The organism is Actinocorallia sp. A-T 12471, from assembly GCF_033875155.1.
Taxonomy (GTDB): domain Bacteria; phylum Actinomycetota; class Actinomycetes; order Streptosporangiales; family Streptosporangiaceae; genus Actinocorallia.
This window is the reverse complement of record NZ_JAWZTE010000002.1, coordinates 367,017-378,537: the sequence shown is the minus strand read 5'-3', so window position 1 is coordinate 378,537 and position 11,521 is coordinate 367,017. Positions and strand designations below refer to the sequence as shown.

Genomic DNA, 11,521 nt, shown 5'->3' with positions numbered 1-11,521 from the left:
CGCCATGACCCTCACCACCGAACCTCCCGTCACCAAGACGACGCCCGCGCGCCGCAAGCCGCGCGTGCGCGGCCGACGCGGCGTGCTCCTGGTCGCCGTGCCGCTGCTCGTGATCGCGCTCGCGGTGCTGCTGCTGCCGCTGACCGGGCTGCTGCCCGACCCCAACCAGCAGGACCTCGCGGCCGCGCTCCAGCCCCCGGTGTTCGCCGGTGGCTCCTGGGACCACCCGCTCGGCACCGACAAGCTCGGCCACGACCTGCTGTCCCGGCTCGTGCACGGCGGCCGGCTCACGCTGGTGATCGGTCTGCTCGGGGCGGTCGTCGCGATCATTCCCGGCACCTTGGTCGGGCTGCTGGCCGGATACCGGCGCGGGCTCACCGACACGATCCTGTCGCGGCTGATCGACGCCCAGCTCGCGCTGCCGTTCATCCTCATCGCCCTGTCGGTGATCTCCAACCGGGGCAGCTCCCTCGGGGTGCTGCTCGTGGTGCTCGCGCTGACCGGCTGGGCCCCGTGCGCGCGGGTCGTGCGGGCGTCGGCGATGGTGCTGCGCGAGCGGCAGTTCGTGCCCGCGCTGCGCGCGGCGGGCGCGTCGGAGACGAGGATCGTGCTGCGGCATCTGCTGCCGAACCTCGCCGGGACGGTCGTCGCGCTGGCGACGCTCCAGGTGGGCACCGCCGTGCTCGTGGAGAGCGCGCTGAGCTTCCTCGGGCTCGGCGTCGTCGCGCCGAGCATCAGCTGGGGCGCGATCCTCGCCTCCGGCCAGTCGCTGCTCACCCAGGCGTGGTGGGTCGCGGCGCTGCCGGGCGTCGCGATCACCGTGCTCGTGCTGCTGGTGAACCTGCTCGGCGACGCCCTGCTCAGCCACTACGACCCGCGTAAGGGAGGTCACCGGTGACCGTTTCGCCCACTGTCCTTGAAGTCGACAGGCTGCGTGTCGAGGCCGAGACGGCCGCCGCCGACCTCGTCCTCGTCGACGGCGCCGACCTGCGCGTCGGCCGGGGCGAGATCGTCGGGGTGGTCGGCGAGTCGGGCTGCGGCAAGTCGACGCTCGTGCGCACCCTCATCGGGATGCTGGAGAGCAATGTCGAGGTCGCGGACGGCGAGGTGCGGCTGGGCGGTGAGACCGTCGTCGCGCCGGGCCGTGACGCGTCCGCGAAGGTGCGCGGCTCGCGCGTCGGGACGGTGTTCCAGGACGCGGCGCGCTCGCTCGACCCGCTGTTCAAGATCAGGTATCAGCTCCGCGAGGTGCTGGCCAGACACCGGCCCGACCTCACCGGCGCGCAGGCCGCCGCGAAGATGGCCGCCGTGCTCGGCAGGATGGGGATCGCCGAGGTCGAGCGGGTGCTGGACAGCCATCCGCACCAGCTGTCCGGCGGGCTGCGCCAGCGCGTCGCGATCGCGCTCGCGGTGGTCACCGACCCCGAACTCGTCCTCGCCGACGAGTGCACGACCGCGCTCGACGTCACCACCCAGGCCGAGGTGGTGTCGCTGTTCCGCGACCTCGTGCGCGACACCGGGGTCGGCCTTGTGTTCGTCACCCATGACCTGCTGCTCGCCTCCGACCTCTGCGACACGATCGCCGTCATGTACGGCGGCCAGATAGTCGAGGCGGGGCCGACCGCGCGGGTGCTGGAAGCGCCGAGGCACCCGTTCACCGCGGGGCTGCTGGCGTCGGTGCCGAGCTGGAGCACCGAAGGGCCGCTCGTCGGCATCCCGGGTTCCACGCCGCGCGTCACCACGGAGTTCCGCGGCTGCCGGTTCGCCGACCGCTGCGGCCGCGCGTCGGCCGCCTGCGCCGACGACGTCGGCTGGACGGGCGGGCGCGGCGACGGCGTCAGATGCGTTCACCCCCTGCAAGGCGACCCGCTGCTCGCGGGACCCATCGACAAGGAAGGACACTGACCGTGGCGGGTGGTTCGATCACCGCGTACGCCGTTCACCTCCCGGCCTTCGCGCTGTCCACGACCGACTTCCGCGCGGACGGCGCGCCGGGGAGGGGGCGGACGAGATCCGTCGCGTCCCATGACGAGGACGCCGTCACGCTCGGCGTCGAGGCGGGCCGCCGCCTCGATGGAGCGCTCCACGGCACCGCGTCTCTGCTCCTGGCGACGAGCGAGCCGCCATACCTTGACAAGTCGTCGGCCGCGACGGTCCACGCGGCGCTCGCGCTGCCCGACGCCGTCGCCGCGCTCGACCTCACCGGCCTGCGCTCCGGCGCGGCGGCGCTCCGCACGGCCCTCGCCGGGGGCGGCCTCGCCGTCCTCGCCGACCACCGGACCGACCCTCCCGGCGCGCCCGGCGAACTCGCCCAGGGCGACGGCGCAGCCGCGTTCGCGGCGGGTGAGGACGGCCCGATCCGGCTGTTGGCGACGGCGTCGGCGACCGTGGAGCTGCTCGACCGCTGGCGCGCCCCCGGCGCGCCGCACCCGACGGTGTGGGACGAGCGCTTCACCGCAGGAATCCTGCGCGACCGCGCGCTTGACGCCGTCACCCGCGCGCTTAAGGACGCGGGCCTTGAGCGGGTCGATCATGTGGTCGTCTCGTGCGCGAACCCGCGCGCGGCGGCCGCCCTGCGCAGCGCGCTGGGCGGCGGCAGGGACGCCGAGGTGGAGGCACGCATCGGGTACTGCGGCGCGGCCCACCTCGGGGTGCTGCTCGCGGACGCCTTCGACCGGGCGCGGCCCGGCGAGACTGTGCTGGCGGTGAACGCCGCCGACGGGGCCGACGCGTTCGTCTTCGAGGTCGCCGACGGGATCGAGGACGCGGGCCACGGCCCCGCCGTCCGCGACCAGCTCGACGCCCGCACCCACCTCACCTACGAGCGGTACGTGCGCTGGCGCGGCCTGTTCACCGTGCGCGGCCCGAACCGGCCCGAGCCCGCGCCGCCCGCCGCGCCGCCGATGGAACGGCGCAGAGCGTGGAAGAACGCACTGGTCGCGGCGCGCTGCACCAAGTGCGCGGCGGTCACCGCGCCGCCCGGCAGGGTCTGCGCGGGCTGCGGGGCCCACGACGCGCTGCGGCCCGAGTCCTTGCGCGACCTGCCCTGCACGATCGTCAGCCTGACCGAGGACCTGCTCGCGGTAGGCCCGGACGGCCCGTCGGTGCAGGCCGTCGTGGACGTCGAGGGCGGCGGACGGCGCAGCGTGCACGTCGCCGACGTGCCGGAAGGCGGCCTCGCGGTCGGCGACGTGCTGTGGCCGGTGTTCCGTCGGATCTCCTCCTCCGGAGGCGTCCACAACTACTTCTGGAAGGCGCGGCCGATGGGGAAGGTGCGGCATGGCTAGGGGACTGCGCGACAGGGTCGCGATCGTCGCGATGGGCTGCACGCCCTTCCGCGAGCACTGGGACAGGTCGGCCGACGACCTGCTGGTCGACGCCGTCACCGAGTGCCTCGACGGCGCGCCCGGCGTCGCGCTCGACGACGTCGAGGCGTTCTGGGTCGGCACCCAGGGGTCGGGGATGAGCGGCCAGACCCTCGCCAAACCGCTCGGCCTGCGCGGCAAGCCCGTCACCCGGGTCGAGAACTACTGCGCGACGGGTTCCGAGGCGTTCCGGAACGCCGCCTTCGCGGTGGCGTCCGGCGCGTATGACGTGGTCATGGCGACCGGCGTGGAGAAGCTGAAGGACTCGTCGTTCTCCGGCCTCACAGCCACCTGGCCGCCTTCGGACGGCACAGACGTGGAGTGGACGGCCCCCGGAGGGTTCTCCCTGCTCGCCCCCGCCTACCGGGAGCGGTACGGGATCACCGAAGCCGACCTGCGTGACGCGCTCACCCACATCGCCTACAAGAACCACGCGAACGGGGCGCTGAACCCCAAGGCGCAGTTCCGCAAGGCGGTCTCCAAGGAGGCGATCGCCAGGTCGCCGCGGATCGCCGGGAGCCTCAGCGTCATGGACTGCTCGGGCGTCGCCGACGGGGCGGCCGCCGCCCTGATCGTCAGGGCCGAGGACGCCCACCGCTACACCGACCGCCCGGTCTTCCTGAAGGGCATGGGCTTCGTCGCGGGCCCCGGCGACGGCCTCACCACCGACGGCTACGACTTCACGACGTTCCCCGAGGTCGTCCAGGCGACCGCCGAGGCGTACGCGCAGGCGGGCGTCACCTCGCCGCGCGACCAGATCGACCTGGCCGAGGTGCACGACTGCTTCACCCCCACCGAACTCGTCCTGATGGAGGACCTGGGCTTCGCCGAACGCGGCAGGGCCTGGGCCGACGTCCTGGACGGCGTCTTCGACCGGGACGGGAAGGTCGCGGTCAACCCCGACGGCGGTCTGAAGTCGTTCGGCCACCCCGTCGGCGCGACGGGGCTGCGCATGTTCTACGAATGCTTCCTGCAACTGCGCGGTGAGGCGGGTGAGCGGCAGGTGCCCGACGCGCGCCTCGCCGTCGCGCAGAACCTCGGCGGCCAGCCGGGTTCGTGCGTCGCCTTCACCGCGGTGATCGGAAACGAGGGGCCTTGAGCGAGATCGACTTCACCGGGCGGGTCGCCGTCGTCACCGGCGCGGGCGGCGGCATCGGCCGCGCCCATGCGCTGCTGCTCGCCGCGCGCGGCGCGCGGGTGGTGGTCGCCGACGTGGGCGGGGCGGCCGAGGTCGTCGCGGAGATCGAGGGGGCGGGCGGCGCGGCCGTCGCGGCGACCGCGAGCATCGCGACGGCCGAGGGCGGGGAGGCGGTCGTCAGGGCCGCGCTCGACGCGTTCGGGCGGCTCGACATCGTGATCCACAACGCGGGAATCCTGCGGGACAGCTCGTTCGCCAAGATGACCGAGGCCGAGGTGGCCGACGTCATGGCCGTCCACCTGGAAGGCGCGTTCCACGTGCTGCGCCCGGCCTGGCCGGTGATGCGCGAGCAGCGTTACGGCCGCGTCCTGCTGACGACGTCGGCCTCAGGGCTGTTCGGCACGTTCGGCCAGGCCAACTACGCGGCCGCCAAGGCGGGTCTGCTCGGGCTGATGAACGTGCTCGCGGTCGAGGGCGCGCGGCACGGCGTCCTGGTCAACGCGCTGTCCCCGACGGCGGCGACCCGGATGACCGAGGGCCTGCTGGGCGATCTCGCCGACCGCTTCGACCCCGCGCACGTCGCGCCCGTCGCGGCCTACCTGGTGAGCGAGCGGTGCGCGCTGACCCACCATGTGCTGTCGGCCGGGGGAGGCAGGGTCGCGCGGATCTTCGTCGGCACCACGCCCGGCGTCTACCTGGGCCCGGACCCGGCGACGCCCGAGGCGGTCGAGAACGCGCTCGACGGCGTGCTGTCGCTCGACGGCTACGTGGTGCCCGAGGACGGGACCGGCGAGGTCGCCCTGATCCGCCGTGCCCTGCTCGGCGAAGACGCCTGAACCATCAGAACGAAGGGGTTGAATTCCATGCCGGTGAGCGAAGTCCACCACGTCGCGGTGACGGTGTCGGACCTTGAGCGGGCGGCGTCCTTCTACGAGAAGGGCCTGGGGTACCGCAGGACGCTCAGCGCCGAGGTCGGCGGCCCGGAGATGACGGCGTCGCTGCGTCTGCCCGACGGCACGACAGGACGCGTCCAGTACCTCCAGGGCCCGTCCCAGATCGGCCAGCTCGAACTGATCGAGTGGGCGGGCGAGAAGCTTCCCGCGCATCCGGTGGACCACCGCCGTCCCGGGGTGTTCCTGCTCAGCTTCCAGGTCCCCGCCGACGAGCTCGACGCGCTGCACGACAGGCTCGCCGAGCTCGGCGGCACCTGTGTGTCACGGCCGAACAAGGTGCTGCTGCAGAACTACGGCTTCATCCACGCGTTCGCCGCCTATGACCCGGACGGCAACCTGCTGGAGTTCGTCGCGCTGCCCGACCGCGCGGAGATCCTGGCGTTCCGGGCCGCCGCCGCGAAGGAGGAGGCGTGAACGGGCCGGGCGGAGTGCTGCGCAGGCAGGTCCTGCGCCGGGCGGATTCACCGGCGATCGTGGACGACGGCGAAGTCCTGACGTATGCGGATCTCGACCGCGCGGTCGACGCGCACGCCGCGGCCCTGCGCCGCGCCGGGGCCGTCCCCGGCGAGGTCGTCGCGATCCTCGCCCGCAACCACGCCACGTACGTGGTCGCGCTGATCGCGATCGACCGGATCGGCGCGGTGTCGCTGCCGCTCAACTGGCGGCTGCACGAGGAGGAGCTGCGGTACGTGTGCGAGCACGCGGGCGTCGCGCTGCTGCTGGCCGACCGCGAGTTCTGCGCCAAGGCGGGGTTCGTCGCGAAGGGACGCGGCGTCGTGCTCGAGGAGGGCACGCCGCCCGAGGGCTGGCTGTCGCTGCCCGACCTGCTGCGCGAGGCGGCCGACGACCCCGCCGCGCCCGACGCCGAATCCCCGGAGGACGGCGTCCAGCGCGTCCTGTACACCTCCGGGACGACGTCGCGGCCGAAGGGCGTCACGCACACGCACGGCAACGTGGACGCCAACCAGGTCGGCCAGATCCTCGAACTCGGTCTCACCGCCGCCGACCGGACCATGGTCTCCGCGCCGCTCTTCCACGTCAGCGGCCTCGAAGCGCCGGGCCTGGCGACCCTGCGCGCGGGCGGCACGATGGTGATCGCGCGCGGTTACAAGGGCGAGGACATCGTGCGCCTCGCGGCCCGCGAACGGGTGACCGGCATGGTGCTCGCCGCGCAGATCATCCACGACATCCTGAAACTCCCCGACCTGGCCGAATACGACCTTTCCGCGCTGCGGTTCATCATCTTCGCCGGGGTCCCCGAGGGCGTGCGGCGCGCGGTGCACGCGGCGCTGCCGCACGTCAGGCTGATCGACACCTTCGGCATGACCGAGCTGTGCAACGGCGCGTGCTACATGGACGACGCCCACACCTGGACGAAGCTCGGCTCGCAAGGCACCCCGCTGCCTTATGTCGAGTTGCGCGTCGCGGATACGGACGGCTCCCCGCTGCCGCCCGGCGAGGTGGGGGAACTCCTCGTACGCGGTCGCAAGGTGTCTCCCGGCTACTGGCGTGACCCGGAGGCGACAGCCAAGGCGTGGAAGGACGGCTGGTTCCGCACCGGCGACCTCGCCTCCCTGGACGCCGAGGGCTACCTGTGGTTCGTCGACAGGCGCGCCAACATGATCAAGTCGGGCGGCGAGAACGTGGCGGCCGCCGAGATCGAACGCGTCATTTCCGCCCATCCGGAGGTCGCCGAGGTGGCCGTCATCGGGGTGCCCGATCCGCGCTGGGACGAGGTGCCGAAGGCGTACGTGCTGCCGCGTCAGGGCTCGGCCGTAGACGCCGCCGCCCTGCGCGCGCACTGCGAGGCGCATCTGGCGCGCTTCAAGGTGCCCAAGCACTTCGCGCTCGTCGCCGAGCTGCCGCGCAATGACTCGGGCAAGGTGGTCAAGCGCCTGCTCGACCGGGAGGCGTGAGATGACCGCGAACCTCAGCAGGATGCTCGACTGGGCGCGGCACAGGTTCGCCGACCGCGACGCGCTGATCTTCGAGGACCGCCGCTGGACCTACGCCGAGCTCGACCGCGACGTCAACGCCCTCGCCGCGGCCCTGCTCGCGCGCGGGATCGGCAGGGGCGACCGGGTCGCGGTGCTGGCGATGAACCTGCCCGAGTATCTGATCCTCGGCCTCGCGCTCGCCAAGACCGGCGCGGTGATGGTCCCGCTCAACCACCGGCTGCACCTCGAGGAGCTCGCCGACGTCCTGGAACGCTCGGGCGCGGTCGGGCTCGCGGCCGAGGAGGAGTTCGGCGAGACGGCCCGCGCGCTTGCGGCCCGTATCCCTCGGCTGCGCGTCCTGCTCGCGTTCGACCCGATGGGCGAAGGCTGGCAGAGCGTCAGCGCGCTCATCGCCGAGCATCAGGGGGCCCGCGTCCCCGACGCCGACCTCGGCCCCGACGACCTCCAGCGCATCCTGTTCACCTCCGGGACCACGAGCAGGCCCAAGGGCGTCCGGCTCACCCACGGCAACGTGGCCGCCAACATCCACGCCCAGATCGTGGAACTCGGTCTCACCCAGCGGGACAGGGTGCTCAACTTCGCGCCGCTCTACCACGTGGGCGGCCTCGACATCCCCGGTTACGCGACGTTCCACGTCGGCGCGACGATGGTGCTGATGCGCAGGTTCGACGCCGCCTCGATCCTGCGCGCGATCGAGCGCGAGCGGATCACCGGCATGGTGATGGTCGCGACCATGCTCCAGCTGATCCGCAGGCTCGGCCCCGACGCGCTCGGCGACACCGGCTCGGTCCGCTGGATGATCTTCAGCCAGGTCACCCCCGCGCTGTTCCGCGACACCCTCGCGCTCTTCCCGAACGCGGCGCTGGTCGAGGGCTACGGGATGACCGAGACCTGCAACGGCGTCACCTACCTCGACATGGCCCACATGCTGACCAAACAGGGGTCGGTGGGCCGTCCGGTGCACGGGGTGGACGTACGGGTCGTGGACGAGCGCGGCGCGGAGGTCGCGCCGGGCGTCGAGGGCGAGATCGTCGTGCGCGGCCCGAAGGTCTGCGCGGGCTACCTCGACGACCCGGCCGCCGACGCCGCCGCGTTCCGCGACGGCTGGTTCCACACCGGCGACGTCGGCCGCTTCGACGCCGACGGCTACCTGTACGTCGTGGACCGGCTGAAGGACATGATCCGCAGCGGCGGCGAGAACGTCGCGGGCCCGGAGATCGAGGCCGTGCTGTGCGACTTCCCCGGCGTCCATCAGGCGGCCGTCGTCGGGATCGCGCACCCCACGTGGGTCGAGGTCCCGGCGGCGGTCCTGGTGGCCGAGCCCGGCCTCGATCCCGCGGCGCTGATCGCGCACTGCGGCGCGCGCCTGGGAAGGTTCAAGGTCCCGAAGGTCCTGTATGTGGTGGACGAGCTGCCGAGCAACCCGTCCGGCAAGATCCTCAAGCGCGAACTGCGGACGGGCCTTGCTCAGCTGAAGCCGCTGTGGGTGGCCGAGGGCGCGTCAGCGCCGCGCTGAAGCGCCCGCAGCAGGCCGAGCGTCTGGACGACCGCGAACCGCTTCGCGGTCGTCCCCATTTCCGCCCACGGCCGCGCCCAGCGCAGCAGCGCGGCGACCTCCCACGCGGTCTCCGCGCGGGCGGCCGCCTCGGCCGTCTCGGCGAGCCGCGCCCTGTGCTCGGCGAGCACCGCCCTGCCGCGCCGCGCGTGGTCGGCGATCGGGTACTGGTGGCCGGGCAGCACGAGCGCGGCCGGGAGCGCGGCGATCCTGTCGAGGGAGACGGCGAGTTCCGCGCCCGGGTCGTCGCCGTCGAGGCTGACCGGGGCGAGCTGGGGTTCGCCGGTCGGCATCAGCAGGTCGCCGGTGAACACCAGGCCGCGCGCGTGGTCGCGCAGCGCGATGTGGCCGTAGGTGTGGCCTGGCGTGTGCAGCACTTCAAGGCCGTCGCCGACGGTGTCGCCCTCGTTCAGCAGGACGTCGGGCACCAGGGATTCGCTGTGCACGGCCAGCGCGCGCGCTGAGTCGAGCATGGTCTCGCGCTCGGGGTCGGGCACGCCCGCGAGGAGGAGCGCGCGGGCGAGCTGGTCGAGGAAGCCGCCGCGGATCGCCCGCTGGGCGGCGAAGCAGTCGAGCGGATGGATCGCCACCGCCGCGCCGCCTTCGGCGCGCAGCCTGTCGGCGAGGCCGATGTGGTCGGGGTGGTTGTGCGTGAGGACCGTCGCGGTGATCTCCGACGGCGTCGTTCCGGCCGCGCGCAGGCCGTCGAGGAGCGCGGTCCACGCGGTGCGCGAGTCGAACCCGGCGTCGATGAGGACGAGGCCGCGCGGGGTGTCCACGAGGTACATGAACATGGAGATCAGGGGGCTGCCGGTCAGCGGGATCGGGATGCTCCAGACTCCGTCGGCGGCCTGGCGTGGGGCCGGGACGCCGCCTCGGGAGAAGGCGGCGCGCTGTTCGGCGATGAGCGGTATGGACATGTCCATGGCACCTCACATAATCTGGGTCCGTCAAAAGATACCGAACGGTCGGCATTAAGTTGAGGAGGAGCTGGTGAGCGAGGAGCGCATCGGGTTCCGCTGGTGGGCCGAGGCCGAACCGGGCCGCCCCGCGATCGTGGACGCCAAGGGCGACGCCCTCACCTACGGCGAGCTGTACGCCGAGGTGAACCGGGTGAGCCACGGGCTGCGCGAGGTCGCCGGAGTGCGCCGCGGCGACACCGTCGCCTGCGTGATGGCCAACTCGATCCGGATGCTGACGCTCTACCTCGCGGCCATGCAGAGCGGCGTCCACCTGGTGAACGTCAACTACCACCTCACCGCCGAGGAGATCGGCTACATCGTCGGCGACTGCGGCGCGGCGGCCGTCGTCTGCTCGGAGCGCGCGGCGGACCAGGTCGCGGAGGCCGTGGGCGGGAGGGCGCCGCTCTTCGTGGACGGGACCCACCCGAAGGCGCGGCCTTTCGAGGACCTGACCGAGGGGATGTCGGCCGAGCTGCCCGCCGAACGGCCCGCCGGGTCGCTGATGCTGTACACGTCGGGGACGACGGGGCGGCCCAAGGGCGTCAAGCGGCCCCTGCCGGACGCCGACGCCGACGCCGGGGCGCGCGCCTACAAGTGGCTGTTCGACGAGTACGGGATGGCCGACGCGTGCCGCGTCTGGCTCGTCGCCGCGCCGCTGTACCACTCGGCGAACCTCACGCCCGCCGCCGGAACCCTGCACCTGGGCGGCCGTCTCGTCCTGATGGACGGGTGGACCGCCGAGATGTTCCTGGAGACCGTCGCGCGGCACGGCGTCACCGGCACGCACATGGTGCCGACGCAGTTCCACAGGCTTCTTCAGCTGCCCGAGGAGACCCGGGCGGCCGCCGACGTCGGCTCGCTGCGCGCGGTCCTGCACGGGGCCGCGCCCTGCCCGCGCCAGGTCAAGGAGCGGATGTTCGCCTGGTGGGGCCCGGTCCTGTACGAGTACTACGGCTCCACCGAGGTCGGCACGACCGTCGCGAGGCCGCACGAGTGGCTGGCCAAGCCCGGCACCGTCGGACGGCCCGCGTCGATCTCCACCCTGAAGATCCTTGACGACGACGGCAACGAGGTTCGCCCGGGCGTCGAGGGCACGGTGTACATGCGGCAGGGGACCGACGTCATGGAGTACCACAACGACCCCGGCAAGACCCGGCGCGCCCGCAGGGACGGCCTGCTCACGGTGGGCGACCTCGGCTATGTGGACGAGGACGGCTACCTGTTCCTCACCGGACGCTCCAGCGACCTCATCATCGTCGGCGGCGTCAACGTCTACCCCGCCGAGATCGAGGCCGCCCTCCTCACCCACCCGCAGGTCGCCGACGCGGGCGTGGTCGCCGCCGAGGACGCCGACCTCGGCGAGGTGCCGGTCGCGTTCGTCGAGCCGCGCCCAGGCCCGCTGGAGGGCGCGGACCTCGCCGCGTCGATCGCCGCGCACTGCGCGCGCAAGCTCGCGCGGGTCAAGTGCCCCGCCAGGCTGCACCTCATCCCCGGGCTGCCGCGCGACCCCAACGGCAAGCTCTACAAGGCCCGTCTGTCGGAGGACGCCGTGGCGGTCGCCGCCGACGGCGCGTCCGCGTGAAGCAGGAG

10 protein-coding genes are annotated in these 11,521 nt (G+C 73.0%); 9 read left to right on the top strand and 1 reads right to left on the bottom strand.

What is annotated here, in order from left to right:
• The first annotated feature begins 4 nt into the window (after positions 1–4).
• The 8 genes from R9X44_RS06750 to R9X44_RS06715 are packed head-to-tail and all read left to right on the top strand — an operon-like array spanning position 5 to position 8,930.
• Complete coding sequence (locus tag R9X44_RS06750) at positions 5–898, top strand: ABC transporter permease (protein ID WP_319813112.1); 894 nt, start codon at positions 5–7, stop codon at positions 896–898.
• Positions 895–1,905 carry an ABC transporter ATP-binding protein gene (locus tag R9X44_RS06745; RefSeq protein ID WP_319813111.1) on the top strand — a complete coding sequence of 337 codons (1,011 nt, stop codon included), beginning with the start codon at positions 895–897 and terminating at the stop codon, positions 1,903–1,905. Before R9X44_RS06750 ends, R9X44_RS06745 begins: the two co-directional genes overlap by 4 nt.
• A 2-nt stretch (positions 1,906–1,907) precedes the next feature.
• Complete coding sequence (locus R9X44_RS06740) at positions 1,908–3,287, top strand: hydroxymethylglutaryl-CoA synthase (RefSeq protein ID WP_319813110.1); 1,380 nt, start codon at positions 1,908–1,910, stop codon at positions 3,285–3,287.
• Entirely contained in the window at positions 3,280–4,464 is a 1,185-nt protein-coding gene (locus R9X44_RS06735) for an acetyl-CoA acetyltransferase (RefSeq protein WP_319813109.1), read from the top strand. Before R9X44_RS06740 ends, R9X44_RS06735 begins: the two co-directional genes overlap by 8 nt.
• Complete coding sequence (locus tag R9X44_RS06730; RefSeq protein ID WP_319813108.1) at positions 4,461–5,339, top strand: SDR family NAD(P)-dependent oxidoreductase; 879 nt, start codon at positions 4,461–4,463, stop codon at positions 5,337–5,339. The genes R9X44_RS06735 and R9X44_RS06730 overlap by 4 nt, the downstream gene beginning before the upstream one ends.
• Positions 5,340–5,366: 27 nt before the next feature.
• Positions 5,367–5,870: a VOC family protein gene (locus tag R9X44_RS06725; protein ID WP_319813107.1), complete on the top strand. Its 504-nt coding sequence runs from the start codon at positions 5,367–5,369 to the stop codon at positions 5,868–5,870.
• Positions 5,867–7,372 (top strand): class I adenylate-forming enzyme family protein, encoded by a 1,506-nt coding sequence (locus tag R9X44_RS06720; RefSeq protein ID WP_319813106.1) that lies wholly within the window; start codon positions 5,867–5,869, stop codon positions 7,370–7,372. Before R9X44_RS06725 ends, R9X44_RS06720 begins: the two co-directional genes overlap by 4 nt.
• Before the next feature lies 1 nt (position 7,373).
• Positions 7,374–8,930, top strand: a complete 1,557-nt coding sequence (locus R9X44_RS06715) for a class I adenylate-forming enzyme family protein (protein ID WP_319813105.1) — start codon at positions 7,374–7,376, stop codon at positions 8,928–8,930.
• On the opposite strand, the gene R9X44_RS06710 is transcribed toward R9X44_RS06715, so the two are convergent.
• Positions 8,882–9,889 (bottom strand): MBL fold metallo-hydrolase, encoded by a 1,008-nt coding sequence (locus R9X44_RS06710; RefSeq protein WP_319813104.1) that lies wholly within the window; start codon positions 9,887–9,889, stop codon positions 8,882–8,884. The two genes, R9X44_RS06715 and R9X44_RS06710, sit on opposite strands and share 49 nt — an antisense overlap.
• A gap of 73 nt (positions 9,890–9,962) precedes the next feature.
• Here R9X44_RS06710 and R9X44_RS06705 point away from each other — a divergent pair, with 73 nt between their 5' ends.
• On the top strand, positions 9,963–11,513 hold the full coding sequence (locus R9X44_RS06705; protein WP_319813103.1) for an AMP-binding protein: 1,551 nt from the start codon (positions 9,963–9,965) through the stop codon (positions 11,511–11,513).
• The last annotated feature ends 8 nt before the right edge of the window (positions 11,514–11,521 follow it).

What these genes read in the sequence shown, in the direction of transcription:
- R9X44_RS06750 (WP_319813112.1), top strand. Translation starts at nt 5, where the DNA reads ATGACCCTCACCACCGAACCTCCCGTCACCAAGACGACGCCCGCGCGC.
- R9X44_RS06735 (WP_319813109.1), top strand. Translation starts at nt 3,280, where the DNA reads ATGGCTAGGGGACTGCGCGACAGGGTCGCGATCGTCGCGATGGGCTGC.
- R9X44_RS06725 (WP_319813107.1), top strand. Translation starts at nt 5,367, where the DNA reads ATGCCGGTGAGCGAAGTCCACCACGTCGCGGTGACGGTGTCGGACCTT.
- R9X44_RS06715 (WP_319813105.1), top strand. Translation starts at nt 7,374, where the DNA reads ATGACCGCGAACCTCAGCAGGATGCTCGACTGGGCGCGGCACAGGTTC.
- R9X44_RS06710 (WP_319813104.1), bottom strand. Translation starts at nt 9,889, where the DNA reads ATGTCCATACCGCTCATCGCCGAACAGCGCGCCGCCTTCTCCCGAGGC.